We start from the raw sequence: 26,148 nt of genomic DNA, 5'->3' as shown, positions 1-26,148 counted from the left end.
TGATGCTTCTCACCATATGAGATTTCATGAAAGGGGCATCATGGGGCACAATGCCGCATCTGTCGGCACTGTACGAGGATGAGGGCGTACGCCCGCACACGTTCGGAGTTGTTGCCGCGTACCGGCTCTGCGGTCAAACGCCCACCTCAGCGGGCCCGGCACCCGGTTGCCGGTTTGGCTGTTGCGGGGGAAAGCACGCATGATGCACTCGTGCCGACACTGAGCGACCTCGTAGCCCGCCACACCGCGCTGGACGAGGCGGATCTCGACTGGCTGCACTCGCTGGTCTCCGACTGGCAGTTGCTGGCCGACCTGTCCTTCGCCGACCTCATCCTGTGGGCGCCGCTGCTGGCGGAGAACGGCTGGATCGCGATCGCCCAGATGCGGCCGACGACCGGCCCGACCGTCTACCACGACGACATCGTCGGCACCGTGGCCGCCAAGGGCGAGCGCCAGCTCATCGACACCGCGTGGAACGAACGCCGCATCTGCCGCGAGGGCGACCCCGACTGGTCCACCGGCGTGCCCGTCCGGGAGGAGACGATCCCCGTGCGGCGCGCCGTCGAGGGCGGCGAGGCCCGCTTCCTCGCGGTGATCCAGCGCTCCACCAACCTCTCCTCGGCCCGCACGCCCTCCCGGCTGGAGCTGACCTACCTGCAGAGCGCCTCCGACCTGGCGCAGATGGTGGCGGAGGGCCGGTTCCCGTTCTCCGGCGAGGAGCCGATCCTGGTCCGTTCGCCGCGCGTGGGTGACGGACTGCTCCGGCTCGACCGGGCGGGGCGCGTCACGTACGCCTCGCCCAACGCCCTGTCCGCCTACCGGCGGCTGGGCCTGCACGCCGACCTGGTGGGGGCGGAGCTGGGGCGGGTCACCGCGCAGCTGTGCTATTCCGACGAGCCCATCAACGAAGACCTCATGATCGTGGCCAGCGGGCGGGCGGCGAAGGAGACCGAGGTCGAGTCCGGCGGCACGATCGTGCAGCTCAGGGCCATCCCGCTGATCGTCGGCGGCGGCCGCATCGGCGCCCTGGTGCTCATCAGGGACGTCACGGAGCTGCGCCGGCGCGAGCGCGAGCTGATGACCAAGGACGCCACGATCCGCGAGATCCACCACCGGGTGAAGAACAACCTGCAGACCGTCGCCGCCCTGCTCCGGCTGCAGGCCAGGCGGCTGCAGGTGCCGGAGGGCAGGGAGGCGCTCGAGGAGGCGGTGCGCAGGGTCGGGTCGATCGCGATCGTGCACGAGACGCTCTCTCATGCGCCGGAGGAGTTCGTCGACTTCGACGAGATCGCCGACCGGGTGATCGCGATGGCGGGTGAGGTGTCGTCGGCGGAGGTGGCCGTGACACCGCGGCGCGTCGGCGGCTTCGGCGTGCTGCCGTCGCTCATCGCCACGCCGCTGGCCATGGCGCTGACCGAGTTGTTGCAGAACGCGTTGCAGCACGGGAGGCCCAAGCGACTGGAGGTGGTGGTGGAGCCGGGGCCCGACCGGCTCAACCTCACGGTCTGGGACGACGGGGGCGGGCTGCCCAGCGGCTTCGACCTTGACAGCTCCACCAGCCTGGGGCTGCAGATCGTGCGCACGCTGGTGGTGGGAGAGCTGTCGGGCCGGCTGTCGATCCAGCCGCGGCTGGAAGGCGGCACGGAGGTGGTGATGTCGATCCCGCTCCCGCCGGCCTGACCCGGGCGAATCCGTGTCCGAGCCGCCGGCGGGCACATCCTGTGCGGACGCACCGGAGCAGGGGGTGTGACTGGGTCAGGCGGAGAGCCGGGTGCGGGCGCGGGCGGAGCGGCGCTTGAGGGCGCGGCGCTCGTCCTCGCTCAGCCCGCCCCAGACGCCGGCGTCCTGTCCGGACTCCAGCGCCCACTTCAGGCAGGCCTCCACGGCCGAGCAGGACCGGCAGACCTGCTTGGCCTCTTCGATCTGCAGGAGGGCGGGGCCGGTGTTGCCGATCGGGAAGAACAGCTCGGGGTCCACGTCACGGCAGGCAGCTCGGTGGCGCCAGTCCATGCGTCACTCCTTAGTAGATGGAGCCTCTAGGTCGGCTCCGTGCGGCTACTACTTTGTGAAGAGTTTCACTAACTCGCGCGAACGATCACCCGGGATCCTGTTGAGGACCGGGGTCACTCGCTTGACGCCTGGAGGACCTCGGGGTTGCGAAAGGTCCTACGTTCCGACGTCAGTGTTGAGCCTTTCAGTCACTTTGAGTGCACGCAAGAGGGTTGACGCGAAGTTTTGGCTGTTATGGATGTCGGATGCGTCACACAATGACCGAATGTAACCATCTAGACCAGAACCTGTAATGCGTTCGGCGTAGACCGAAATGTCACGGTTTCGCGTTCGCCCAGGTAGTCGCCGTCCAGCTCGAAGGCCACCGGGCGGCCCGCGGTGAGCGTGAACTCGGGCTCGTCGTGCAACTGGACGAGGTGCCGGCCCGACGGAAGTACGTCACTCTCCGTGAGGATCTGCCGGATCACCGGCGCGAGCGCGACCGGACTCATGCGCCGCAGCCCGAGCAGATCGAGCCCGGTCTCGAAGGAGGCCCACGGGGTGGGCGTCACGGGTCGCGTGCCGACGTACGTCCACGGCGAGGTGTTGGAGATGATCGCCATGAACACCCCCTCGGCGGTGGGGATCCCGGGGCCGGTCAGCGTCATCGCTGGATGCCGCTTGTCCGTGGCCAGATAGTGCCGCAGAGCCGTGTTCACATACCGCGTGGGGGTAGCCTTCCTGCCGGCGCCTCTCAGGCCCTCCACGGCCCGCACAACCTCCGCGTCATATCCCATGCCCGAGCAGAAGGTGAAGTAGCGGCTCTGCCCCTCCCAGAGGGCCTGCCCCAGCCCCACGGTCCTGCGCCGCCCCTCCCTGAGCGCCTCCAGCACCGCGCCCGTCGACTCGACCGGATCGTTCGGCAGGCCCAGGGCACGGGCGAAGACGTTCGCGCTGCCGCCGGGGATGACGATCAGGCCGGGGCGGCCCGCGCTCGGGTCGTCCCGCGCGGGCTCGCCGTCCACCGGGTTCAGCAGGCCGTTGACGGTCTCGTTGATCGTGCCGTCGCCTCCGAGCACCGCCACCAGGTCATATCCCTTGGCCCGTGCCGTGGACGCCAGCGAAGCGGCGTGGCCGCGGTAGCGGGTCTCCTCGACGGCGAGGTCGACGGCCGCGCCGAGCGCGCGGATCAGCACGTCACGCGTGCGAGCGTTGGTGGTGGTGGCCTTGGGGTTGACCAGCAGCATGGCGCGCATATCGCCAGCGTAGCCGGTTAAGCTCGTCCGCTTTGTGGGCCTAACGTCCTATTTCTCAGACCGTACGGCCCTGGCGGTAGGGTACGGGCGTGAACGGTCGCCCGCTTACCCTTCTCATCGCCGTGGTCGTCGTCGCCCTGGAAGGGCTCGTCGCGCTGGGGCTCGGCGTGCTCGTCGCGGTGCAGACGCTGACGGGAGCGCCGGACAACGTGACGACCGCCCTGGCGGAGTCGGGATTCGCGCTGCTGGTGGCCGCAGGGCTGCTCTGGGTGGCCTGGGGCGGTCTGTTCAGGATGGAGCGGTGGGGGAGGTCTCCGGCCGTGCTGACGCAGATCTTCATGCTGCTCATCGCCGTCACCCTCATCCAGTCGGACCAGCCGCAGCTCGGCATCCCGCTGATCGTGGTCGCCCTGACAGGGCTCGTGACCCTGCTGGCGCCCCCCACCACCCATGCTCTCTACGGAGACGGTTAGTCGTCGGCGGTCAGGCCCTCGCGCAGCTGGGCCAGCGTGCGGGCGAGCAGGCGCGAGACGTGCATCTGCGAGATGCCCAGCTCGGTGGCGATCTGCGACTGCGTCATGTTGCCGAAGAACCGCAGCAGCAGGATGCGTTTCTCCCGCGGAGGCAGCCGCTCCAGCAGCGGCTTGAGCGACTCGCGATATTCGACGCCCTCGAGCGACTCGTCGACGATGCCGAGAGAGTCGGACACCGCGGGAGCGTCGTCGTCGCCGGAGTCGGGGGCGTCGAGCGACACGGTCGAGTAGGCGTTGGCCGACTCGAGGCCCTCGAGCACCTCCTCCTCGGTCATCTTCAGGTAGGAGGCCAGCTCGGACACCGTCGGCGCCCGGCCCTCGCGCTGCGACAGATCGCTGATGGCCTTGGTGAGCGAGAGCTTCAGCTCCTGCAGGCGGCGCGGCACGCGGACCGCCCAGCCCTTGTCGCGGAAGTGCCGCTTGATCTCGCCGACGATCGTGGGCGTCGCGTAGGTGGAGAACTCGACGCCCCGGTTGAGGTCGAACCGGTCGATCGACTTGATCAGGCCGATGGTGGCGACCTGGGTGAGGTCGTCGAGCCACTCGCCCCTGTTGCGGAAGCGGCGCGCCAGGTATTCCACCAAAGGAAGGTGGAGCTCGACCAGCTCGTCCCTGATGCGCTGGCGGCGCGGCTCCTCAGGACCCAGCTCGGCCAGCTCGGCGAAGAGCCTGCGGGCACGGACCCTGTCGGGCACGGCGTGTTCGCTGGTGGCCATGGCTCCAGTCCTTTCCGTCACGCCGGCCCCGCCGTTCTCTGGGCCGCGCCTCGGCGCTTACGCAGGACGATCGCCATGCGATCCGGGAAGCCCTGGGAAGGTGCCACGGCATCCACGTCATCGGCCAGGGCGGTCAGCACCATCCAGGCGAAGTCGTCACGCTTGGGAGCGGAGCTGCCGACGGTCGCCACCTCGACCCTGACCTGCATCTCCTGGCCGGTCAGCTCGAACTCGGCAGTCAGGTCGGTGCCGGGCACCGCCTCGCTCAGCAGCATGGCGCACGCCTCGTCGACCGCGATCCGCAGATCCTCGATCTCGTCCAGCGTGAAGTCGAGCCGCGCCGCGAGCCCGGCGGTGGCCGTGCGCAGCACGGACAGGTAGGCACTAGCGGCGGGGAGCCTGATGCTCACCACGTCGCGGATGCCGGCCACGCCCTCCGCGCGGGTCTCGGTTTCCTCGGTCACGTTCCTCCTCGCGTACGTGGGAACCGCCACGTGGCGGGCCGCTGACCGCGACCCACCGTATCCGACGCCAACTGCAACTTACCGCCCCTGAGCGGTGCTTGGACGCTTCAGACTCGCCATCAATGGAAAAGGCTCTGCGCGGTCACCGACCGCGCAGAGCCTTAGGTGCCCTTTTAGGCGGCCTTGGTCTCCCAGAAGATCTTGGAGATCTCGTCGATCTTGCCCAGCAGATCCTCGGCCTTGCCGACGTCGACCGTGCCCTTGGCGCCGGCGGCGCCCGCGAGCTTTGTCGCGTCCCAGAACAGCTGGTGAAGCTGAGGGTACTGCTCGAGGTGCGGCGGCTTGAAGTAGTCGGTCCAGAGCACCCAGAGGTGGTGCTTGACCAGCTCCGCGCGCTCCTCCTTGATGGTCACCGCGCGGGCGCGGAAGACCGGGTCCTCGTTGGCCGCGTACTTCTCCATGATCGCCTTGACCGACTCGGCCTCGATGCGGGCCTGAGCGGGGTCGTAGACCCCGCAGGGCAGGTCGCAGTGTGCGGATGCGACATGCTTGGGTCGTAGCAGTCGTGCGAGCATCGGAAAGTCCTTCCTTGATGCTGAATCAGCTTGGTCCACAACCGACCTTACTCGGGTCCCAGTGCCCGTGGAGTAGGGGGTCGCAGCCCATGAGAGTGCGTGTCGAAGGCGATTCGATGCGTCCCGCGCTGGTGCCGGGAGACTGGCTTCTCGTCCGGCGCGGCGCGACCGTGCGCCCGGGGGACCTCGTGGTGGCCAGGCTCCCCGGCGACCCCGAACGCCTCATCGTGAAACGGGCACAGTGGCACGGGGCGGACGGCTGGTGGCTGGAGAGCGACAACCAGCGGGCCGGCGGCCGGCGCGACAGCTGGGACTTCGGCCCCGTTCCCGACATCGTCGGCCGGGTGGTGCTGCGCTACTGGCCGCTGGTGCGCCGGGCCGGCGCCGGGAGCGCGTCCGGGCTGCTGAGACGGCGCCGGGCACGCCCGCCGGCGCGCTGAGTCAGGAGGCGTTCTTGCGGCGGGCGCGGAAGGCGGCCACGTTCGCGCGGCTGGCGCAGCGGGCCGAGCAGTAGCGGCGCGAGCGGTTGGACGAGGTGTCGAGGAACGCCTGGCCACAGCGGGGGTCGAGGCACCGGCCGAGCCGGTCGACGCCCAGCTCGGCCACGACCGAGGCCAGGCCCATCACGGCGCAGGCGGCGTAGTCGTCGGCCAGGTGGAGGTGCCAGGGCCGGCCGTCGTGGTCGGAGAGCTGAGGGCGTACGGGATAGCGCACGAGCAGGGCGTTGAGCAGCGCGACCACCCGCCGGTCGTCGCCGGCCGCGTCGAACACGGCGGCCAGCTCGTCGCGCAGGCGGGCGAGGTCGGGCGGCGGGGCGGGATCGTCGGCCAGCCGGACCGCCCACTCGGCGTAAGAGGTCAGGTCCATCCTGGTCCATTACACCACGGCCGCCGGGGCGGCGGGGCGGCCAAGGAAGACGCCCCGCCGGTCGCGGCTATCCCTCGGGGTGCAGCACCCGGTGCAGGAACGCCTGGGTGCGCTCATGCCGCGGGTCGCCGATGACCTGCGACGGAGGGCCGTCCTCGACCACCACGCCGCCGTCCATGAACACCACCCGGTCGGCCACCTCGCGGGCGAAGCCCATCTCGTGGGTGACCACGAGCATGGTCATCCCCTCCTCGGCCAGCTTGCGCATGACGGTCAGCACGTCGCCGACCAGCTCGGGGTCGAGCGCCGAGGTCGGCTCGTCGAACAACATCAGGTCGGGGTCCATGGCCAGCGCCCGCGCGATGGCCACCCGCTGCTGCTGCCCGCCCGAGAGCTGGCCGGGCAGCGAGTCGCACTTGGCGCCGACGCCGACCTTGTCGAGGTTCTCCCTGGCGGTGACCTCGGCCTCGCGCTTGCCGCGCCTCAGCACCCGCTGCTGGGCGATCATCACGTTCTGCAGCGCGGTCATGTGAGGGAAGAGGTTGAACTGCTGGAAGACCATGCCGATGCGGCGCCGGACGGCGTCGATGTCGACGTCGGGGTGGGTGACCTCGACGCCCTGCACGAACACCTTGCCCTTGGTGGGCTGCTCCAGCATGTTGACGCAGCGCAGCAGGGTGGACTTGCCCGATCCCGACGGGCCGATCACGCAGACCACCTGCCCGGGCTCGACCGTCATGTCGATGCCCTTGAGCACCTCGTTCTTGCCGAAGTATTTGTGGAGGTCCTTGAGTTCGATGGCGTGCGTCATCGGTTCCTCCCCTTACGTCCCTCCAGCCGGGACGCGAGGTATCCCAGCGGGATCGTGACGATCAGGTACGTCACGCCCGCCACCATGATGGGCGTGGCGTTGGCGTACTGGGAGGCCAGGTCGTTGCCGAACTTGGCGAGCTCGACATATTCGCCGGAGACGCCCAGGAACAACACCAGCGACGAGTCCTTGAGCAGGGAGACGAACTGGTTGGTCGTCGGCGGGATGACCATGCGCACGGCCTGGGGGATCACCACCGTGACCTGTGCCCTGCTCGCCGACATGCCCAGCGACCTGGCGGCCTCGGTCTGTCCTTTGGGCACGGCCTGCAGCCCGGCGCGGAAGACCTCCGCCTGGTAGGCGGCGCCGACCAGGCCGAGCCCGAGGATGCCCTGGCCGTAGGTGCCGAACGGCACCTCGAACCCGGGCAGCGCCAGCGGCAGGAAGGTGATCATCAGGAAGATCAGCAGCGCGGGCAGGCCACGGAAGATCTCGATGTAGAGGAGCGCGATCCAGCGGTAGGGCCGGACCTGGGAGATTCGCATGAGCGCCAGCAACAGGCCCAGCACGAACGCGAAGATGAACCCGCCGGCCGCGTAGATGATCGTGTTGCGCAGCGCGATGGTGAAGAGGTCGGGCAGCGCCTGCTCGGCCACGTCGGCCTTGGCGAAGTTCTGGGCGAGGCTGCCCCAGTCGGCGTACAGCGCCACGACGACGAGCGCCACGACCAGGATGGCGTACTGGACCCCGCGGCTGATCTGCTGTTTCTTCCGGGGGCTGAGCCTGGCGCGGACAGGCTCAGCCGTCGTCGGCTGGTCGGCCATGGATCAGCTCAGCTCGCCCGGCTTCTTGCCGAACCACTTCACGAAGATCTTCTCGTACGTGCCGTCCTGCTTGGCCTTGGCGATCTCCTCGTTGATCGTCTTGAGCAGCACCGGGTCGGCGTCCTTCTTCAGGCCGATTCCGTACTGCTCGCCGGTGTCGAGGCTGGCGACCATCTCGAACTTGGCCGCGATCTCGGGCTTCTTCAGCCAGGTGAGCACCACGGGCAGGTCCTGGACGATCACGTCGGCCTGGCCGGCCTGCAGGGCGAGCAGTTCCTTCGACGAGTCGGCGTACTCGGTCGGGTTGTGGCCGTTCTTCTTGACGTAGTCGAGGCCGGTGGTGCTGGCCTGCGCGCCCAGCTTGAGCCCCTTGGCCTTGACGTCCTCCAGCGACTTGGCGCCCGTGCCCTTCTTGGCCAGCAGCGCCTGCGTGGCGTCGAAGTACGGGTCGGAGAAGGTGATGTTCTGCTGGCGCTCCGGGGTGATGGTCATCCCGGCGGCGGCCACGTCGCACTTCTTGGCGGCCATGGCGGCACCGCTCTTGATCACCGCGAAGTCGATGTCCACGATGTTCTGGGTCACGCCGAGCTTCTTCGCGGCGAGGTCGACGATGTCCACGTCGAACCCGACGATCTTGCCGGTGTCGTCCTTGAACTGGAAGGGTTCGTACGGGATGTTGGTGCAGACGGTGAGCTTGCCCGGCTGGACGAGCTGGGCGCCACCGGCTGCGGAGGCGCTGGCGCTCGTGGTGCCGGAGCTCGAGCCGGATTCGCCGCCGCAAGCGGTGAGTGCGAGAGCGGCGGTCAAGGCGAGCGCGCCGGCGGCGTAGCCACGGCGGCTCTTGAGGCTGAGGGCCATGAAAGGCCTCCTAGGAGTGAAAAGCCACGAAACTTGCGTTTTGTGCAGTTTAAATGGGGTTTTGTGCAGGTACGTCATCTGTGATTTAACGATGCGTCAACGGAACGGCGTCGGCGCCGACACCATCTCACCATGTGGCAAGATGGGCACACGGGTGACCCCCGTAAACCCCCTCCGAGATGACCGACGAGGGGATCCTGGCAGCTACCGAGGCCAGCCCGCTCGCGCTCGTCCGCCGAAGGTCTCTTCCGCTACCGATCAACACAGGGGTCGTTGTGGCTGCCACGCCCGCATCTTCTCTCGACGCACTCGACGCCGATCCTGCTTTCGCGCTGCACCGCGGGGGCAAGCTCGAGGTCCGTTCCACCGTTCCCGTCCGCGACGCCGATGACCTGTCGCTGGCCTACACGCCCGGCGTCGCCCGGGTCTGCACCGCGATCGCCGACAACCCCGCGCTGGCCGGCGACTACACCTGGGTCCCCAACGTGGTCGCCGTCGTCTCCGACGGCACCGCCGTGCTCGGCCTGGGCGACATCGGCCCCTCGGCCGCCATGCCGGTCATGGAGGGCAAGGCCCTGCTGTTCAAGGAGTTCGCCGGCGTCGACGCCGTGCCGATCTGCCTCGACTGCACCGACGTCGACGCGCTCGTGGAGACCGTCGCGCGGCTCGCGCCCTCGTTCGGCGGCATCAACCTGGAGGACATCAGCGCCCCGCGCTGCTTCGAGGTCGAAGACCGGCTGCGCGACCTGCTCGACATCCCCGTCTTCCACGACGACCAGCACGGCACCGCCATCGTGGTGCTCGCCGCGCTCAAGAACGCCGCCCGCCTGACCGGACGCGCGCTCGGCGACCTGCGCGCCGTGGTGGCCGGCGCGGGCGCCTCCGGCGTCGCGGTCACCAAGATCCTCCTGGAGGCGGGCATCGGTGACATCGCCGTCGCCGACTCCAAGGGCATGATCTACGAGGGCCGGGAGGGCCTCAACCCGGTCAAGGAGGCGCTCGCCCGCAGGACCAACCGGGCCGGGCACGCCGGGTCGACGGAGGACGCCCTCGCCGGCGCCGACGTGTTCATCGGGCTGTCGGGGTCGACGGTGTCCGAGCAGGCCATCGCGTCCATGGCCCCCGAGGCCGTCGTGTTCGCCCTGTCCAACCCGACGCCCGAGGTCGAGCCCGACGTGGCCGCCAAACACGTCGCCGTCGTCGCCACCGGGCGCTCCGACCACCCCAACCAGATCAACAACGTGCTGGCCTTCCCCGGCGTCTTCCGCGGCGCCCTCGACGTGCGGGCCACCACCATCACGGAGAACATGAAGGTGGCCGCGGCCACCGCGCTGGCGGCCGTCGTCGGTGACGACCTGGCGGCGACGTACGTCATCCCGAGCCCGTTCGACGACCGGGTCGCGCCCGCCGTGACGGCCGCCGTGGCCGCCCAGGCCCGCGCCGACGGCGTCGCCCGCGCCTGACCTGCGGCATCTCTTCCGAGCGGGGGCCGACGGCCCCCGCTCTCTTCTTGCCGCGGTTATCCCGTGCGACGGCGGGTAGATGCGGAGCCCTCCACGAGGAGGGATCGCCGACGGGCCTGCTGCGGGACGGAGTCTGGTTGAGGTCAGCGAACTGCCATATTCTCTTTACGCTAGGTGCTATAACTGTAGCTCTCTGTAAAGATTGTGGGCGCCGGCTCCTGCGACGAGGAGAGCGATGGAACGCGAGCCTAACCGTCTGCTGCAGCAACTCATCGCGGAGGCGGGGTTCTCCCACAAGGGATTGGCCAGACGTCTCAACGATCTTGGAGCCGCACGCGGGACACCAGGCCTCAAGTACGACCACAGTTCCGTGCTGCGCTGGATCAGCGGTCAGAGGCCGCGCGATCCCGTGCCAAGTCTGCTCACCGAGATCTTCGCGCTACGGCTGGGCAGACGGGTCACCTCGGACGACTTGGGCATGCCGGTCATCTCCCCCCTCGATCTCGGACAGGAGTTCACGCACACCTGGCAGGAGGGGGTCGCGACCGTGACGGCGCTATGGCGTGCCGATGTAGAGCGACGAAGGTTCCTGATCGACTCGACATTCGCGATCGGAGCCGGCTCCGTAGGAGCCATACGCTGGCTGACGTTCCCCACCGAGGGACGCCCGAGCGGCATGGGCGCGCGGCGGGTGGGCCGCGCGGACATCGTCGCCATCCGCGAGGTCACCCGATCGTTCGGTGAGCTCGACAACCGCTTCGGCAGCGGCCGCGTCCGCTCGTCCGTGGTGAGATATCTCGACAACGCCGTCTCGCCGCTGCTCAAGGACGGCTCCTACGACGACGCCACCGGCAAGCAGCTGGCCTCCGCGGCCGCCGAGCTGACCCGGCTGGCCGGGTGGATGGCCTACGACATGGAGCAGCACGGCCTCGCCCAGCGCTACCTCATCCAGGCCCTGCGCCTGGCCAGGGGCGCCGACGACCAGACCCTGGGCGGCGAGATCCTGGCCGGCATGGCCCACCAGGCCATCTACATGGGCCAGCCGGCGCACGCACTCGACCTGGCCAGGGCCGCCCAGATGGCGGCCCGCAGCGCCGGCGTCAAAACCCTGCTGGCCTCCTCGCAGGTCCTGGAGGCCCACGCCCACGCCGGCATGGGCGACACCCGCTCCTGCTCCGCCTCGCTCAACGAGGCGGAGCGCGCCTTCGACGCCCGCAGGCCGGCCGACGAGCCCCCGTGGCTGAGCTACTTCGACGAGGCCTACCTGTCGGCCAAGTTCGCCCACTGCTTCCGCGACCTGGGGGAGGGCGAGCAGGTCGTCCGCCACGCGCACCGCTCGCTCGACATGGACTCCCGCTACGTGCGAGGGCGGATGTTCAACCTGTCGCTGCTGGCCGCGGGCCTGCTGCAGTCGGGCGAGCTGGAGGAGGCCTGCCAGGTCGCGTCCGGCGCGCTGGCGTTGTCCGGCGAGCTGCAGTCGGCCAGGTCCCGCTCCTACGCCGACGACCTGCGGCGGCGCCTGAAGCCCTACCGCAACGAGCGGCCCGTGCGGGCGCTGCGCGAGCGCGAGCTGTCCACCGCCGTCTGAACACGGACCGGCCCGGACCGCCCTCGCGGGCGATCCGGGCCGGCACGCTCTACGTCTTACTTGAGAAGCTCGCCGTGCGGGCCGACGATCTTCTTGGTGGTCGCGTAGTTGGCCTTGTTGTACACGTCGGCCGTCTCACTGTCGAAGACGGCCGAGCTGATGTAGTCGATCCGGCCGTTCTTGTCGGTGTCGTGGAACATGCTCGTCACGCCGTTGAGGTAGCCCACGCGCTTGGCGTTGCTGTACTTCATGAGCCACGGGCCGCCGTCGGCGCCGGGGGTCATCGAGCACTTGAGCACCTGGTGCGTGTCGACCCTGAACATGTTGACCTGATACTTCTTGGTGCCGGTCTTCCCGTAGCAGTGCTTCGGCGTCACACCGCTGAAGGGCTTGTCTCCGTCGGGGTGCGGGGCGGAGGGGTAGCCGAAGGCCATGACCGTCTGGTTCAGCGGCTGGTTCCAGGCGAAGCCCTGACCGCCGACGGTGTCGCCGAGCCGGCCCATGTCCTTGGCGATGCCGATGATGTACTGCGCCTCGTAGTACTTGCGGGACGTGCCGGGCTTGACCCACTTCTGCACGTAGTAGTGGGTGATCTTGTAGTTGCCGAGGGCGTCGGGGCCCCTGCCCTTGTCGCCGGGGCCCTTGTAGGCGGCCCACTTGGGCTGGGTGACGTGCTCGACGACGGGCTCACCGAACTTGAAGCCCTGGCCCTTGCCGAGCCTGGCGGCCTTGTACTTGGCCGCGCTGACCTCGACCTTCTCGAGGACGGCGCCGGGGTAGTCGGGGCCGACCAGGTCAGCCGGCGTGTCCTTGCCCTCGGACCAGCAGTCGCCGAGGTTCAGCACGCACTTGATGTACTCCTCGCGGCTGATCTCGCGCGGCTTCACCCACTTGTCGCCGGCCCAGGCCTTGAACTCCTTGGCGGTGACTCGCTTGTCCGGGCCCAGGCCGAAGCCGTTGTGCACGGCGACGAAGGCGTAGTCGCCGTCGTAGTCGTCGTAGGTGTCCAGGTCGTACGCAGTGAAGGCGTACGCGCCGACGTAGACGCCCCAGGGGGCTTTGCCCTGGTAGTAGCCCGGGACGAAGATCCACTTGTCGTAGACGTCGTCCTTGCCGTTCTCGAACACGCAGTGCCCGGCGGTGGCGACCAGGTTGCGGTTCCTGGACTGGATGGACGTGGCCGTGCACCAGCGGTAGCGGCCGGCCTTGTCGAGGAAGAAGACCTTGCCGACGGTCTTGGGCAGGTTGACGTTCGACACCTTGGCGGAGCTCTTGGTGGTGCCGGTCGGGGCGGTGCTCCCGGGCTTGCCGTCGGACGAGCTGCCGTTGCCACCCGAGCTCACCAGCTTCGGCGGGGCCTTGGTGTCCAGGTTGTACTGAGTGGCCTTCTTCAGCGCGGCTCCGTTGGAGTCGAGCCAGAAGAAGGCGGCGCCGTAAGCGTCGGCGGGCTTGGGCTGAAGGTTGTCGGACGCCCAGTGCGGTTGGGCGTTGGCGGGTGCGGCAAGGGTTACGGCGCTCAGGCCGGCGGCGGCTAGGGGGATGAGCAGGCGCTTCACGGGAGGCTCCACAGTTGTCAAAACGGGCGTAAGAACCCTATCGACCCTTGAGTCACTCTTGTAAGGGGATTCACGGATTTCACGCTAATAAAGGGCAAAGGGCCCGGCTGGATGCCGAGCCCTTTGGTCGTGCTGGTGAACGAAGACAAGTCCTCGCTCAGGTACCGCAGCTAACTACGGGATGAGCTTGCCGGACCACGCGGCCGCAGCGGCCTTGTAGACCGTGTTGGCCTCACCGTCGAAGTACGCCGAGGTGATGGTGTCGTAGCGCTTGTTGTCGTCGCTGTCGACGATCAGGCTGGTGACACCGTTCACGTAGCCGAGACGCTTCGCGTTGCTGTACTTGGCCAGCCACGGGCCACCGGCGTAGCCACCGGTGACGGCGCACTTCAGCGCCACCTGCTCCTCGACCCGGTACTGGGCGATCTTGTAGCTGTTCGTGCTGGTCTTGCCGTAGCACCACTTCGGCGTAACGCCCGTGTAGGCCTTGTTGCCGTCGGGGTGCGCGCCCTGCGGGTAACCGAACGTCCGGACCGTCTGACCCGGCTTCTGGTTCCACGCGAAGCCCTGGCCACCGACGTTGTCGCCCAGCTTGCCGACGCTCTTCACCTCGTGAACGATGATGAAGAAGTCGGTGCGGAAGTACTTCTTGTCGGTGCCCGGCTTGTACCACGCCTGCACGTAGTAGTGCGTGATCGTGGAGTTGCCGCGCTTGTCCAGCTTGACGGTGCCGGGGTACTTGGCCGGGTTGTCCTTCTGGTTCTGCAGGTAGGCGAAGGCCTCGTTGTAGGTCACGTTCTCGACGATGGGCTCGCCGAACTTGCGACCGTTGCCCTTGCCCATCGGGGCAACCTTGTACCGACCCTCGCTGACCTCGACCTTGGCAACCTCAGCGCCAGGGTAGTCGGGGCCGGCGAGCTCAGCGTCGCTGCCCTTCTGACGCCAGTAGTAGTCGGAGGTCTTCGGGTCGAGCTTGCCCTTGCGGAACTCTTCCCTGCTGACCTCGACGTCCTTGGCCTCCTTCTCGCCCTTGTAGGCGTCGAACTCGGCCTTGGTGACCTGCTTCGGCTTGTTCAGCGTGCCGCCGATGCCGTCGTAGACGGTGACGAACGCGTAGTCGCGGTCGAAGTCCTCGTACACGTCGAAGTCGTAGTGGGTGAAGGCCTGCTTACCCACGTAGACGCCCCAAGGAGCCTTGCCCTGGTAGTAACCGGGGACGAAGACCCAGCGAGACACGGTCTCCTGGTTGGCCTTGATGTCGTACACGCAGTGACCGGCCGTGGCGACCAGGTTGCGGTACTTCGACTGGATCGAGGTGCCCGAGCACCAGTACAGCTTGCCGTCGCGACCCTCGAAGAACACCTTACCGATGGACTTCGGGAAGTTGACGTTCTGGGTCTTGGAGGAGGACTTCTTCTCCTCGCCGATCGGCGCGGTGGAACCGGGCTTGGTGTCCGCGGAATAACCGCCGCCGTTCTGGATCTTCTTGACCTCGAGGGAGTCGGGGCTGAACGCCACGGCACCCTTGAGGGCAGCGTTGTTGGACTTGGTCCAGAACTCGAGCGTCTCCGCCGCCTTCTGCTGGTTCGCAGCAAGAGCGTCGCTGGCGACGGTGTTGTCGGCGGCCTGAGCGGTGCCGGCCAGGCCGGCAGCCAGCAGACCGGTGGCCAGAACCACGCCACCAGCCGGGATGAGGATGCGCTTCACAATGACTCCTTGCGCTGTCGTGGAACGCCTCTTGCGTCCCATGCGTCAGTAAAGGGATAGCCAGGAACATACAGTGTCGATCTTGGGGACCGGTAGCCGCTTTGCTAGGAAAAGCTGCGACAAGTCGGGCGTGATCATTTCGTGATGTTTAACTGGCTGAACCGCAGGAGCTGAGCGAAGCTCATCTTGTCGCCGTTTGCCCTGATCAAGATAAGTGCGTTGTCAGTGTGACTCGCGAGGCTCGGGGGTCACGCGGATCAAGGCCGACGGTCTTGTGTGATACAGATCACAATGGATGCATGGCACCATCCGGCGGCCCCATGCGTCCAAACGCCTTCACTTCTGAGCCGGAAAAGCAGAAGGGCTCGGCAGATGCCGAGCCCCTTGCTTGTAACGCCTAACGAACGGTTCAGGGCCGGTCGCTATGAGTTACTTAGACGACCTTGCCGGACCACGAGGCCGCAGCGGCCTTGTAGACGGTGTTGGTCTCGCCGTCGAAGTACGGCGACGAGATGTAGTCAACGCGGCCGTTGCCGTCCTGGTCGTTGAAGGTGCTGATGACACCGTTCACGTAGCCGAGACGCTTGGCGTTGCTGTACTTGTACAGCCACGGACCACCGTCGGCGCCCTCGGTCATGGCGCACTTGAGGGCGACGTGCTCCTCGATCTTCTTGGCAGCGGAGCCGACCAGCTTCTTCGTGGTCTTGCCGTAGCACCACTTCGGAGTAATGCCGGTGTAGGCCTTGTTGCCGTCGGGGTGAGGAGCGGCCGGGTAGCCGAACACGCGGACGTACTTGCCGGTGGGCTGGTTCCAGGCGAAGCCCTGACCGCCGACGTTGTCACCGAGACGACCCGCGTCCTTGGCGAAGTCCTCGATGATGTAGAAGACGGTCTTGAAGTACTTCGCGTCCGAACCGGGCTTGTACCACTGCTGGACGTAGAAGTGCGTGATGGTCCAGTTGCCGCGGCGGTCCTTGACCACCTTGGCCGGGTACTTCGTCGGGTCCTGAGCCTGCTTGGCCTTGTAGGCGGCAGCCTCGTTGTCGGTCACGATCTCGGTGATGGGCTCACCGAACTTGCGGCCGTTGCCCTTGCCCACGCGGGCAGCCTTGTACTTGGCCTCGGAAACCTCGACCTTGCCGACCTCGGCGCCGGGGTAGTCGGGACCCGTCGCCTCAGGCGCCGAGCCCTTCTGACGCCAGTAGTAGTCCGAGGTCTCCGGGTTGAGCTTGCCCTTGCGGAACTCCTCGCGGCTGACCTCGACGTCCTTGGCATCCTTGATGCCCTGGTACTTGTCCCACTCTTCCTTGGAGACGTTCTTGGACTTGCTCGCGTCCAGCTTGACACCGTTGTACACGGTGACGAACGCGTAGTCGCGGTCGTAGTCCTCGTACACGTCGAAGTCGTAGTGGGTGAAGGCGGTCTTGCCGACGTAGATGCCCCACGGGGACTTGCCCTGGTAGTAACCCGGGACGAAGACCCACTTGTCCATGGTGGCGGAGTTCGTCGCGGTGTCGTACACGCAGTGACCGGCCGTGGCGACCAGGTTGCGGTACTTCGACTGGATCGAAGTGGCGGAGCACCACTTCTTCTCGCCCTTGCTGTTGACGAAGAACACCTTGCCGATGGTCTTCGGGAAGTTGACGTTCTGCGTCTTCGACGAGGACTTCTTCTCCTGGCCGATCGGAGCGGTCGAACCCGGCTTGGTGTCCGAGCTGTAGCCGCCCTTGCTCTGCAGCTTGGCGACGTCGGACTTGGTCCAGACGTCAGACTGCTTGGCGGCCTTCAGGGCAGCACCGTTGTTCTCCGCCCAGAAGTTCGCGATGGCCTTCGCGTTGGCCGCGCTGGTCGCCATGTTGTCCTTGGCGACGTCGCTGTCGGCCTGAGCCGTACCGGCGAGGCCGGCGGCCAGAAGACCGGTGGCGAGAACGGCACCACCGGCGGGGATGAGAATGCGCTTCAAGGGAACTGCTCCTTGCTCTGTCGTGGGTCGCAACTTGCGTCCCATGCGTCAGTAAAGGGATAGCAAGGAACATAGCGTGGTGATCTCCGCAGGTGGAACCCGGTTTGGAACATCCGGAAGTGGCCCCTAGCGCCGTTACCGCGTCGTTATCAGTCAGAGATCTTCGCGTATGGTGACCGAGAGGTTACGTCTTTGCAGGGTATGGGCGACATGTTGCTGCCGGGACGAAAGTTCCGTTAGCACCCTGACACATACCGTAGCCAGCAAAACGTGACTTAGATCACAGGAACCAGATCGGAGCCTGCCCCGTCTAAGATGCTCTGCACCGTTCAGGTGATCTTCAGGTTCCGACCCAATACATCCGCATTGGCCCTGTTTGTCGGGATTTCGTTGCTGGAGCAACGACGGGCGTTCTCCTCGGATCGCGGGGGAAGTGGGCGGTGAGGATGGCTCGGCGGTGGGTCGGTCGCGCCCTTGCACGGCCGGTTCCGAGCAACGGCGGTCGTCGCCCTCATCGGTGCCCGGTCCTTCGTGCCCCTGGAGGGCTGGTCGGCCCAGGCCATCGAAGAACGGTCCCCTCTCTATAAACGGTCCCTCTATATAGAGAGGTGAGGACCGGGCCCATATATAGAGGTGAGGGCCGGACCCACCGACGGCGCAGGCGGCAACGCTCCTGCGGGTGACGTCCGGCGGCGGCATGCCACCAAGGGCGCGGTGTCGGACGTCGAGAGCCGTCGATTACGAGCCCGGCTGGTCGGAACCTATACGGTCCTCTGGCCGACGACCTCCGCCAGGTGGGCGCGCAGCCGCACCAGCACCGGATCGCTAGGAGTCGCTCTCTTACGCCGAGGTGCCGGCGGCGGGACGGCGCGCAGCTTGGGGCGACGACTCGATGCATCGCTGCGCGCTTGGGCGCTCGTGCCCCGCACGACTTCGATCGCCGACAGCAACTGTTGCCAGGTCCCGTCCGCCGCCCACCGCCGATGACGCTTATATATGGCGACCCAGCATCCGAACCGCTGTGGCAGATCTCGCCAGTGCTCCCCGGTGCGGGCCTGGTAGAGCATCCCGTTGATCGCCGCCCGATGGCCGGTCCGCGGACGCCCGCGTCTGTCATCAAGGGGTAGGAGCTCTTCTGGGGGCAGCAGCGGCGCCAGCCGTTCCCATTCGGCGTTCGTCAGATCACCACGACGCATGCGCCCATGGTGACAAGGCAAACACTCTCTGTCAGTAGAACCATAGAAGATCTTCCTGGGATGGCCCGCTCACCTAACTCCACCGCGGTTCCCCTCAGCCGAGTCCTGGATGCCTGTCGGGTCGTGCGGGTTCGTTTATGCCCGTCGCGGGCCACCGCCATGTACTCTGCGATCTCCAGGGCGGTTAAGCAGTGCCGGACGGCCGCCTCAGATCACCCAGGCATGACACGTGCCGCCAAGGTTGTGCAGCGCCCTGCAGTCCAGGCGTCGGCCAGGCAGTTGTCTCGCCAGAGCGAGTCCCTCTTCCTGAGCACGGAGAGCATCGATTCGCAGCAAGTCATGCCGTACGGCATCGAACTGTCAGAACGCGTACGCAGACTATTGCCTCAATGAGGATGACGACTTCGACGCGCGCGTAACGGCAAGATGGCATCGGGATGCCCGCTCTGTCTGACCTGAAGTGCTGGTCGAGTTGGGCTGCGACGCGTTAGGCAGGCTCCGGGAGAGCTCGCAGGTGTCCGAAGCCCATCCCGGCGGGGTGAAGACCGTCCTGACCTATGACGTGCTGGGCCGTCTGGCGACGCGGACCGAGCCGGGCGTGAAGAACGAGGTGTCCGGTGTCACGCACACCAGGCGTACCACGTACGTCTATGACGCGGACGGCGCCGGGCTGCGGGAGACCGTCAGCGATCTGACCAGCGGCGACGCCGAGCGCGCGACCGTCTATACCTATGACGATCATGGCAGGGTGGAGACGATCACCGACCCTGAGGGCGGTGTGGTGCGTCAGAGCTGGAATGTCATCGGCAGGCCGGCGACGGTGACGGATGCCAGGGGCGCGGTGGTCGAGCACGCCTACAGCGAGCGCGGCGAGCTGATCACCCAGACGTTGAAGGGCTGGACCGGCAGCCCGGTCGACCCGCAACCCGCCACGGACAAGGTCCTGGCGTCGTTCGGCTACGACGCGGCGGGCCGCCTGGCGACCCAGTCGGACGCGATGGGCCGCAAGATCTCCTTCGACTACTTCGGCGACAACCTGCTCGCCAAGAAGATCGCCGACAACGTGAAGCTGAACGGCTCCGACGCCGCGCGGGACGTCGAGCTGGAGAACCACACCTACGATGCGGCGGGCAACCAGATCAAGCTGGTCACCGGCGGCGAGGAGGAGTCGACGACCGAGCACGACCACTTTCGAGTACGACAGGCTCGGCCGCCAGGTGCGCGTCACCGACCCCGCCCCTATGGGGCAGCAGGGCGGAACGTGGGTGACGGAGTACGACATGGCCGGGGAGAAGCTCGCTGTGGTCGACCCGACCGGGGCGCGTACCGGGGCGACCTACGACGACCTCGGCCGGCAGATCACCGCCACGCAGATCGAGCGCAAGCCGTCCACGGCGTCCTACACCACCACCATGGAGTACGACGACGCGGGCAGGCTGGTCAAGCAGGTCGCCCCGGGCGGCAAGGTCACGTCTTACGGGGTGAACGCGGCCGGTGAGGTCACCTCCGTGACCGGTCCGCTGAACAACACGACCAGCATGGACTACGGCCGGGAAGCTGCAGTCGCCTATGGCGTCGAATGGCGCGATTTCCGGCGATGGAAGAGTGGCGGAAGTGCTCCCACGGCTGGATTCCAGAGAGACGGGACACCATATAGTGTTGGGGTCAGGAACGCGGCAAACGAATACTGGGCTTATGTTAGCAGACTGTCAGGGGCGTCGGCGCCTGATAATAATCCATGGCATAGGGAAGTGCGGCAATGTCGCAGATAAGTGTCAGGTCCTTAGCTCTGTCGGCGGCTGTTGTTGTACTGGTCATCGGTCTACTCTGTGGCCTGGCTCATGCGGCTATCGGCTGGTTTTGGGTGGCCAAGCCGTTACAGGTGGAACCTGGAGTCGTCCGTCAGATCGAAGAGATCAGTGGTATTGCGGCGCGAGCCGAATCACGATTTACGGAGTCGGACTCCATCGTCGTAACTAAATATCTGATCTTCGATCGCCGGCTTGCCGATGAGGGGAGAGCCGTAGCTGAGGTTTCCAGCGCCTTGCAATCGAAGAATTGGAAGGTTGTGGCAGAGCTGAGCTATCCCGGAGTGCAGATGAAATCCAGCCAATGGCCGGACCATCTATTGACTCTTGAGACGCCCGAAGGCGCGTATCTGTCCCTCAACGATGATCTTGAGCAGTCGCTCGGAGAGGCGCGAACCGTGGCGCGGTATCCAAACGCTCTTGTTATCCTGCGTCTGCGCCGGACGGACACTTAAGCCTCCGATCCGCCGTGAGCCGTCGGCGTCCTCAGCATGGCCCCAGCGCTGGTGCGCGTTGTTGGATGGGATCAGCCGGCGAGTGCTCTGTGCCGGTTTCATTCGGCGTCTTGGCGCGGGGTGGTCCACGATTCTGTGACGTGGCCCTCGGGCACTGAAATGTGCAGTTGTCGGCACCAGGATCGGAGCGGTGTCCAGCCCTCGGCCGGCGTGAAGTTCAGACACAGCAGGCGGGCTGAGCTGGGAACGGGCCCACCGAGGTGGCGCGTTCCATGTGTGGCGGCCTTGCCGTTTGAAGCGAAGGCGCCAAGGTTGTGGTCGTTATAGAGGGAGTTGAGATCGTCCTCCGTGGACAGTATCCAGTTCCAGAAGAAGGGTCCCCTGGTTTCTTCCTCCTCTTGCCGCAGTCCGGGCACGAACTCGTAGTGCAGCACGCCGCCGGGCCCCCTCAACTCCAGCCCGCGGGCGACCACGTGGTGGCCTTCCACCAGTTCCCCGAGATCGACGTCGAAGACGATGTCGAGACGTGTCAGCCCACCCTTCTGGAGAGGTAGGCGTCGGTGGCCGTGCGTGGCGGAATCTGGATCATGGCACCAGCATCGGGCAAGAACTGGGACTGGCCGACCATAGACGTCGCCACCGTCTGCGCAACCTCGCCGGTGAACCGGTCAAAAGTACGATCATGGATGCCGCTGACCCTGCTTTCGACCGATACCGTCCCCGCGGGCGTCCCTGTTGTATTCGGCTTCATGCCTCGCGAAGAGTTCCCCCGAGAACCGACCGGCCATCCCGGTCAGCGTCTCCCGCACGACGCCGAATCCTCTACCGTCGCGCCCGCGTCCGGCCAGCCGCCGACAGCCGCGCTCTCCTCCGGCCGGCCCCGGATCATCGCGCTCGACGTGCTGCGCGGGTTCACGCTGTGCGAGATCCTGTTCGCCAACATCCAGTTGATCGCCAATCACGGCACCGCCGTCGTGACGCAGCCCATGGGCGACTGGGATCCGTGGCTCGGGTTACCGATCTTCTCCCTGCTGTTCGGCATCGGGTTCACGCTGCTGCTGGACTCCGCCGCCGACCGCGTCTCTCGCCCGCGGCTGGTGCTGCTGCGACGGCTTGTGGCGCTGCTCGCGATCGGGCTCGCGCACATGGTGTTGTGGCCGGGGGAGATCCTGACCAAGTACGCGGTGGTCGGCGTGCTGGTGCTGCTGCCTTCGTCCTGGCTGCCGCGATGGGCCGTGGCCGGCCTCGCCGCCGTGCTCGTTCCGGTGGCGCTGTTCGGCGGGGGAGGACCGCTGTTGATTGCCGGGCTGTTCCTGCTCGGCTCGGCGCTGGTCGGGTACGGGGTGATCGAGCAGATCGAGCGGTCCACCCGATGGCCGCTCCTGCTGGGGCTGGTCTTCGCCGTGGGGGCGGCGTCTGCCCTGTGGGTGCACGCCCAAGTGGAGTCCGGGGCGGACCCGATGCAGCCGTCGTTCACGTCCAGCCTGGCCGACCTGCTGATCGCCGGCGTGGTCGTGTGCGCCCTGCTGGTCCTGCTCAGAACGCCGCTGCGGCCGGTGCTGCGAGTCGTCTTCGCGCCGCTCGGCCGGATGGCCCTGACCAATTACCTGACCGCCACGCTGCTCGTCCTGGCGGCCAGTCGCCTCCTCGGCCTGCCGGTCGGCCAGTCCTTGCAGGTGGCGTTCCCGACCGCGGGGGCCATCCTCGCGGCGCAGTGGCTGCTGTCCACCCTGTGGTTGCGCCGCTACCGCCAAGGCCCTCTCGAATGGCTGTGGCGCTGGGCCACCTGGGCCCGCCGCCCGCCCTTCGGCCGGGTTGGTACGTGATGAGCTCGGTACTCGGGTCGGTGGGCCGCGAGCGTCCTAGCCACAGCATCCCGTTCATGCGCCGTCGGGCTGTTGACGAAGCTGCCCATGCCTCACCGTGTAGATAGAGCCCTCCTCCCGGAGGGCTCTCATGGCCTTGTGCGCTGTTTTGCGAGCGATGTCGAACTCCTGCATGAGGTTTCTCGCTCGGGACCCGGGACCCTGCACTGTACATCCCCTTGGCGATGCACTCGCGGATCACCTGGGCAGCCTGCCCCCATCCGGGCTGGTCTTCGCCTCACCAGGCCACAGCAGACCTCATAGACGGCTTTCAGCGTTCCGCTGCTTTCCAGGCGGTTGTCGTCGTCCAGGGATGCGGGTCAACGGACGGCTCCGTCGAGGAGCGCGGCCCAGAGTGACCAGGCGTCGTTGATCGACACTGTCCTCGTCTCGTGCACCCGATGCCCGTCGTCGGGCTGGTAAGTCCGGCGTAGGAGCCTCTTGCCGCCGCTGGAGCACAATTCGTACACCGTGGCCCGGCAGGCGCAGGTCCAAGCAAGTGGGCGGAGGCGCTCAAGGGCGCCACGCGGTGGCTCCCACTCCAAGCGCACGTGACCTTTGCGGGGCGTGGTCAGGTGTCGGCTCACGCACTCGCCGAGCGCGATGGCCGCCAGTTCCTTCGTGACCACGCCTGAAGAGCGCCGGGAGTTGGAGGCGGCCCGCTCGCGGTCCGAGTGACGGTCCGGACGGTGTCCGGTCGTGGCTGGGCGGACGTGAAAGGTCACCCGGGAGGCCGTGTTCCTCGTTCTTCGCGGGTGGTGCCTGGGCGAAGCCCCTGAAGGGAGTGCAGCCCGAGCGGAGCGAGGACCGCTCGGGGTGGGCATCGGACGGTCAAGCTGGTAGACGGGCCAGGGGTGGGTGGCCGTGGGGTGGCGATCCGGTGCGCGAGGGCTGGGGTCAGGTGATTTGGGAGATCGTGCGTACGGAGGCGGCGTGCCGGTAGACCTCGCCCGTGGTGGTGTCGAAGTACGGTGACGACACGGCGTCGTACCAGCCCTGGGCGTCCCGGTTCCAGGTGAGGCTGTTGACCCCGACCAGGGTGCCGAGCCCGCGGTTCTCGTTCCAGCCGATCAGCCAGGGCCCGCCGCTCGCGCCGTGGCTGAAGTCGCACGGCTGGAGTTGTACGCCCTTCTGCAGGTCGAAGGCGGGGGCCACGGCTGCCCACTGGGTGGTGGTCCGCTTGATGCAGAAGCGCAGCTTCTTGCCGTTGAAGGGGCGGCTCCTGTCGGGCTGCATGCCCGCCGGGTAGCCGAACGGCACCGCGGAGTACGTGCCGGGCTTCTTGTTGAGTTCGAGTCCCTGCCCGCCGACGTTGTCCTGGAGGCGGCCGATGTCCTTCAGGACGTAGGAGCCGTTCTTCTTCGTCCAGGTGAAGCCGCGGTGCACGGTCACGAACGCGTAGTCGTAGTCGTAGTCGCCCTTGCCCGACCAGTCTTCGTGCATGCTGATGGCGGCGCCGACGTAGATGCCCTTGGAGGCCTCGCCGTTGGGGCCGGGGTCGGGGACGAAGATCCAGGAGTCGGCGGCCCTGGCCTGGCGCGAGTCGTACGCGCAGTGGGCGGCCGTGGCGACCACGCTGCGGTTGCGGGCGGCGACGGCGCTGGCCGAGCACCAGTATTCCTTGTTTCCGAAGCGGAAATAGACCTTGCCCATGGTCGTGGCCATCTTGCCCTTGCGCGGCATCGCGGACGCCACGCTCTGCGCGGCGAGGGTGCGTCTGATGGCGGCGACGGGGTTGCCCTGATCCGTGGCGGTCTGGGGTTCGGACGTCGGGGCGGCCTTGGCGCCGGGCGTGGCCGGGCTGTAGTTGTCGGCCACCTTGAGCCGGTCGGGCTTCCAGTGCTCGGCGACCCTCTTCACGTCCGCCTGGGTCGTGGCCAGGGGGACGGCGTACACCTTGCTGTTGGCGGCGCGGTTGGCTGTGGCGTCGGCGATCCCCGTGAGGGCGGACAGCACGAGCAGCGCGCTGCTCAGTGCAGCGAGTGCGACGTGCCTGGCCCGGGGGATCATCTTTTGCCTTTCTTAGGGTCGTAAGGTGGGATTTTTCCAGATGTACAGACGGTATTGCAGCGAGGATAGAGATTCGTTACCTGATCAAGGGTGCACTTCGCACTATAAGGATGCTGTCAGACATCCACTCCGCATACCTCTAAATGATCATTAACCGTAAGCATCTTCGCAGGTCAGCATGGGTGCGCGACCCTGATGATGTGTCGTGAAATGTCGTCATTCAGGTGGCTTTCGGCGTTGATCGAGTGGCGCACACCACGTCGCCGCCGACCCCATTCCGCCGCCAGGGGAAGGCCCCGGATCCCCTCCGGGAACCGGGGCCTGGGGTGCCAGCTTGATCACGGCATGTTGCCGGTCCATCGGTTGGCGGCGGCCTTGTAGACCTTGTAGGTGTCGGTGTTGAAGTACGGCGACGAGATGTGGTCGTAGCGGTCGTTGCCGTCGGTGTCCCACGCGACGCTGTTGACACCGATCAGGTAGCCGGTGCGCGACGCGCTCTTGTAGGAGTAGAGGAGCGGCCCGCCGCTCGCTCCGGCGGTGAAGGAGCACTTGAGGCCGACGTGCTCCTGCAGGTTGTACTTCCTGGCCTCGGGCATCGGCTTGGTCTTGCCGTAGCACCACTTCATCGTGCGCCCGCTGAACGGCTTGTCGCCGTCAGGGTGCTCGCCGGCCGGGTAACCGAAGCTGAACACGGTCGCCTTCGTGCTCCGGTTCCAGGTGAAGCCCTGCCCGCCGACGTTGTCACCGAGGCGGCCGACGTTCTTGACCGTCCACTTCCAGCGGCCCCTGTCCTTCGCCCAGTCGACCTTGATGCCGTTGTAGACGTTGACGAACGCGTAGTCGTAGTCGAAGTCCTCCTTCACCACGAAGTCGTCGTGCGCGTTGAACGTCTTGGCGGCGTAGATGCCGTAGGGCGCCTTGCCGTTCCAGACGCTGTTGCCGTCCCAGTACGACGGAATGAAGACCCAGTTGTCGTAGAAGGTGTTCTTCTTCGTGTCGTACACGCAGTGGGCGGAGGTCGCCACGAGGTTGCGGTACTTGCCCTGCACCGAGCTGGCCGAGCAGTAACGCCAGTTCTTCGGGTTGCGCGGGTCGGCCTTGGGCAGCGTGAAGAACACGCGGCCGACGGTGTTCGGCAGGTTGACCTGCTTGCTCTTCTTCGCCTTCGTCTTCTTCTCTCCGCCGATCGGCGGAACGGACCCGGCAGGGCCGTCGGGGGTGCTGTTGCCGCCTCTGATGCCCTTGGTGGTCAGGTCGATGGCGTCGTCGTAGTCGGTCGCCCGCTTCACGCGGTCCGGCGTCCAGAACTGGATCGCCTGCTCCGCGGGGGTGGCCGCATTCTTGGACACGACGTCTGAGGGTGCCGTCGCGCCGGTCGCGGCGCCGCTGACCGTTCCCGCGGCCAGCCCGACGGCCACCAGGCCGGCCAGCGGGATCGCGATGCGCCTTGCTCGGGAATTCATGGAGCTCCTCTCGGCTTTCGGCGGCCCAGAGCGGGGTGCTGCGCCCCGGGTGGGCCAGGAAAACGATCGGAACGTTAATGAATGGCCGGACCGGCGGCCAGGAAACGACGTGAAAAAGCATGGCCTGGTTCCGTTCCGTTATAGAGATAGCGAGATCGCATGTATTCCTGATCGGCATTTC

The 26,148-nt window shown here is 66.9% G+C and carries 24 protein-coding genes; 8 read left to right on the top strand and 16 right to left on the bottom strand.

Annotated elements, in window-relative coordinates:
• Nucleotides 1–210 precede the first annotated feature (210 nt).
• Nucleotides 211–1,680 (top strand): PAS domain-containing sensor histidine kinase, encoded by a 1,470-nt coding sequence (locus E1292_RS09100; protein ID WP_132593991.1) that lies wholly within the window; start codon nt 211–213, stop codon nt 1,678–1,680.
• A gap of 75 nt (nt 1,681–1,755) precedes the next feature.
• Here E1292_RS09100 and E1292_RS09095 read toward each other — a convergent pair whose 3' ends face one another.
• Complete coding sequence (locus E1292_RS09095; protein ID WP_132593989.1) at nt 1,756–2,010, bottom strand: WhiB family transcriptional regulator; 255 nt, start codon at nt 2,008–2,010, stop codon at nt 1,756–1,758.
• Nucleotides 2,011–2,285: 275 nt separating this feature from the next.
• Nucleotides 2,286–3,245: a diacylglycerol/lipid kinase family protein gene (locus E1292_RS09090; protein ID WP_132593987.1), complete on the bottom strand. Its 960-nt coding sequence runs from the start codon at nt 3,243–3,245 to the stop codon at nt 2,286–2,288.
• An 89-nt stretch (nt 3,246–3,334) separates the two neighbouring features.
• Between E1292_RS09090 and E1292_RS09085 the strand changes: the two genes are divergently transcribed.
• Nucleotides 3,335–3,718 (top strand): hypothetical protein, encoded by a 384-nt coding sequence (locus E1292_RS09085; RefSeq protein ID WP_132593985.1) that lies wholly within the window; start codon nt 3,335–3,337, stop codon nt 3,716–3,718.
• Here E1292_RS09085 and E1292_RS09080 read toward each other — a convergent pair.
• From E1292_RS09080 to sodN, 3 genes are all read right to left on the bottom strand, one after another.
• The gene (locus E1292_RS09080; protein WP_171055307.1) at nt 3,715–4,494 is read right to left on the bottom strand and encodes an RNA polymerase sigma factor SigF; all 780 of its coding nucleotides are present in this window, start codon (nt 4,492–4,494) and stop codon (nt 3,715–3,717) included. The genes E1292_RS09085 and E1292_RS09080 overlap by 4 nt on opposite strands.
• Nucleotides 4,495–4,511: 17 nt before the next feature.
• Entirely contained in the window at nt 4,512–4,958 is a 447-nt protein-coding gene (locus E1292_RS09075; RefSeq protein WP_132510121.1) for an ATP-binding protein, read from the bottom strand.
• Nucleotides 4,959–5,131: 173 nt separating this feature from the next.
• Nucleotides 5,132–5,533, bottom strand: a complete 402-nt coding sequence (sodN, locus tag E1292_RS09070) for a superoxide dismutase, Ni (protein ID WP_132331356.1) — start codon at nt 5,531–5,533, stop codon at nt 5,132–5,134.
• Nucleotides 5,534–5,550: 17 nt separating this feature from the next.
• Between sodN and E1292_RS09065 the strand changes: the two genes are divergently transcribed.
• Nucleotides 5,551–5,973, top strand: coding sequence for a S24 family peptidase (locus E1292_RS09065; RefSeq protein ID WP_220446742.1), 423 nt, complete (start codon nt 5,551–5,553; stop codon nt 5,971–5,973).
• Between the two features lies 1 nt (nt 5,974).
• Here E1292_RS09065 and E1292_RS09060 read toward each other — a convergent pair whose 3' ends face one another.
• From E1292_RS09060 to E1292_RS09045, 4 genes are all read right to left on the bottom strand, one after another.
• Nucleotides 5,975–6,400 carry a CGNR zinc finger domain-containing protein gene (locus tag E1292_RS09060; protein ID WP_132593981.1) on the bottom strand — a complete coding sequence of 142 codons (426 nt, stop codon included), beginning with the start codon at nt 6,398–6,400 and terminating at the stop codon, nt 5,975–5,977.
• 67 nt (nt 6,401–6,467) lie between these two features.
• The gene (locus E1292_RS09055; protein WP_132593979.1) at nt 6,468–7,211 is read right to left on the bottom strand and encodes an amino acid ABC transporter ATP-binding protein; all 744 of its coding nucleotides are present in this window, start codon (nt 7,209–7,211) and stop codon (nt 6,468–6,470) included.
• Nucleotides 7,208–8,035 carry an amino acid ABC transporter permease gene (locus E1292_RS09050; RefSeq protein ID WP_132593977.1) on the bottom strand — a complete coding sequence of 276 codons (828 nt, stop codon included), beginning with the start codon at nt 8,033–8,035 and terminating at the stop codon, nt 7,208–7,210. Before E1292_RS09050 ends, E1292_RS09055 begins: the two co-directional genes overlap by 4 nt.
• A gap of 3 nt (nt 8,036–8,038) precedes the next feature.
• Nucleotides 8,039–8,893, bottom strand: coding sequence for an ABC transporter substrate-binding protein (locus tag E1292_RS09045; RefSeq protein ID WP_132593975.1), 855 nt, complete (start codon nt 8,891–8,893; stop codon nt 8,039–8,041).
• 275 nt (nt 8,894–9,168) lie between these two features.
• On the opposite strand from E1292_RS09045, the gene E1292_RS09040 reads away from it, so the two are divergent.
• Both E1292_RS09040 and E1292_RS09035 read left to right on the top strand, forming a co-directional pair.
• Nucleotides 9,169–10,356, top strand: coding sequence for an NAD(P)-dependent malic enzyme (locus E1292_RS09040; RefSeq protein WP_246090014.1), 1,188 nt, complete (start codon nt 9,169–9,171; stop codon nt 10,354–10,356).
• A 235-nt stretch (nt 10,357–10,591) separates the two neighbouring features.
• A complete protein-coding gene (locus E1292_RS09035; protein WP_132593971.1) occupies nt 10,592–11,944 on the top strand; it encodes an NsdA family TPR-like regulatory protein in 1,353 nt (450 codons plus the stop codon).
• Nucleotides 11,945–12,000: 56 nt separating this feature from the next.
• Here the strand turns inward: E1292_RS09035 and E1292_RS09030 are convergent, their stop codons facing one another.
• The 4 genes from E1292_RS09030 to E1292_RS09015 form a co-directional block, all read right to left on the bottom strand.
• Nucleotides 12,001–13,500, bottom strand: a complete 1,500-nt coding sequence (locus E1292_RS09030) for a trypsin-like serine peptidase (protein ID WP_132593969.1) — start codon at nt 13,498–13,500, stop codon at nt 12,001–12,003.
• A 174-nt stretch (nt 13,501–13,674) separates the two neighbouring features.
• A complete protein-coding gene (locus E1292_RS09025; protein ID WP_132593967.1) occupies nt 13,675–15,207 on the bottom strand; it encodes a trypsin-like serine peptidase in 1,533 nt (510 codons plus the stop codon).
• 433 nt (nt 15,208–15,640) lie between these two features.
• The gene (locus E1292_RS09020; protein WP_132593965.1) at nt 15,641–17,170 is read right to left on the bottom strand and encodes a trypsin-like serine peptidase; all 1,530 of its coding nucleotides are present in this window, start codon (nt 17,168–17,170) and stop codon (nt 15,641–15,643) included.
• 761 nt (nt 17,171–17,931) lie between these two features.
• Entirely contained in the window at nt 17,932–18,366 is a 435-nt protein-coding gene (locus E1292_RS09015) for a transposase (RefSeq protein WP_132593963.1), read from the bottom strand.
• 514 nt (nt 18,367–18,880) lie between these two features.
• Here E1292_RS09015 and E1292_RS09010 point away from each other — a divergent pair.
• Complete coding sequence (locus E1292_RS09010; RefSeq protein WP_165974455.1) at nt 18,881–19,864, top strand: RHS repeat domain-containing protein; 984 nt, start codon at nt 18,881–18,883, stop codon at nt 19,862–19,864.
• A 261-nt stretch (nt 19,865–20,125) separates the two neighbouring features.
• Nucleotides 20,126–20,629 (top strand): hypothetical protein, encoded by a 504-nt coding sequence (locus E1292_RS09000; RefSeq protein WP_132593957.1) that lies wholly within the window; start codon nt 20,126–20,128, stop codon nt 20,627–20,629.
• A gap of 98 nt (nt 20,630–20,727) precedes the next feature.
• Here the strand turns inward: E1292_RS09000 and E1292_RS08995 are convergent, their stop codons facing one another.
• Nucleotides 20,728–21,063, bottom strand: coding sequence for a hypothetical protein (locus E1292_RS08995; protein WP_132593955.1), 336 nt, complete (start codon nt 21,061–21,063; stop codon nt 20,728–20,730).
• 315 nt (nt 21,064–21,378) lie between these two features.
• On the opposite strand from E1292_RS08995, the gene E1292_RS08985 reads away from it, so the two are divergent.
• Complete coding sequence (locus E1292_RS08985; RefSeq protein ID WP_132593951.1) at nt 21,379–22,455, top strand: DUF418 domain-containing protein; 1,077 nt, start codon at nt 21,379–21,381, stop codon at nt 22,453–22,455.
• A gap of 936 nt (nt 22,456–23,391) precedes the next feature.
• On the opposite strand, the gene E1292_RS08975 is transcribed toward E1292_RS08985, so the two are convergent.
• Nucleotides 23,392–24,504: a trypsin-like serine peptidase gene (locus E1292_RS08975; RefSeq protein WP_132593949.1), complete on the bottom strand. Its 1,113-nt coding sequence runs from the start codon at nt 24,502–24,504 to the stop codon at nt 23,392–23,394.
• A gap of 338 nt (nt 24,505–24,842) precedes the next feature.
• Complete coding sequence (locus E1292_RS08970) at nt 24,843–25,967, bottom strand: trypsin-like serine peptidase (RefSeq protein WP_132593947.1); 1,125 nt, start codon at nt 25,965–25,967, stop codon at nt 24,843–24,845.
• Nucleotides 25,968–26,148: the final 181 nt, after the last annotated feature.

It is taken from the genome of Nonomuraea deserti (genome assembly GCF_004348685.1).
Classification (GTDB): Bacteria; Actinomycetota; Actinomycetes; order Streptosporangiales; family Streptosporangiaceae; genus Nonomuraea; species Nonomuraea deserti.
The sequence above is the reverse complement of the archived record's forward strand: the minus strand, read 5'-3'. Positions and strand labels throughout refer to the sequence as shown.

Bases quoted from the DNA above. Each gene is read 5' to 3' on its own strand.
- E1292_RS09000 (WP_132593957.1), top strand. From the start codon at position 20,126: ATGTCGCAGATAAGTGTCAGGTCCTTAGCTCTGTCGGCGGCTGTTGTT.
- E1292_RS09080 (WP_171055307.1), bottom strand. From the start codon at position 4,494: ATGGCCACCAGCGAACACGCCGTGCCCGACAGGGTCCGTGCCCGCAGG.
- E1292_RS09060 (WP_132593981.1), bottom strand. From the start codon at position 6,400: ATGGACCTGACCTCTTACGCCGAGTGGGCGGTCCGGCTGGCCGACGAT.
- E1292_RS08975 (WP_132593949.1), bottom strand. From the start codon at position 24,504: ATGATCCCCCGGGCCAGGCACGTCGCACTCGCTGCACTGAGCAGCGCG.
- E1292_RS09065 (WP_220446742.1), top strand. From the start codon at position 5,551: ATGCTGAATCAGCTTGGTCCACAACCGACCTTACTCGGGTCCCAGTGC.
- E1292_RS09095 (WP_132593989.1), bottom strand. From the start codon at position 2,010: ATGGACTGGCGCCACCGAGCTGCCTGCCGTGACGTGGACCCCGAGCTG.
- E1292_RS08985 (WP_132593951.1), top strand. From the start codon at position 21,379: ATGCCTCGCGAAGAGTTCCCCCGAGAACCGACCGGCCATCCCGGTCAG.
- E1292_RS09090 (WP_132593987.1), bottom strand. From the start codon at position 3,245: ATGCGCGCCATGCTGCTGGTCAACCCCAAGGCCACCACCACCAACGCT.
- E1292_RS09015 (WP_132593963.1), bottom strand. From the start codon at position 18,366: ATGCGTCGTGGTGATCTGACGAACGCCGAATGGGAACGGCTGGCGCCG.
- E1292_RS09050 (WP_132593977.1), bottom strand. From the start codon at position 8,035: ATGGCCGACCAGCCGACGACGGCTGAGCCTGTCCGCGCCAGGCTCAGC.
- E1292_RS09035 (WP_132593971.1), top strand. From the start codon at position 10,592: ATGGAACGCGAGCCTAACCGTCTGCTGCAGCAACTCATCGCGGAGGCG.
- sodN (WP_132331356.1), bottom strand. From the start codon at position 5,533: ATGCTCGCACGACTGCTACGACCCAAGCATGTCGCATCCGCACACTGC.
- E1292_RS09055 (WP_132593979.1), bottom strand. From the start codon at position 7,211: ATGACGCACGCCATCGAACTCAAGGACCTCCACAAATACTTCGGCAAG.
- E1292_RS09045 (WP_132593975.1), bottom strand. From the start codon at position 8,893: ATGGCCCTCAGCCTCAAGAGCCGCCGTGGCTACGCCGCCGGCGCGCTC.
- E1292_RS08970 (WP_132593947.1), bottom strand. From the start codon at position 25,967: ATGAATTCCCGAGCAAGGCGCATCGCGATCCCGCTGGCCGGCCTGGTG.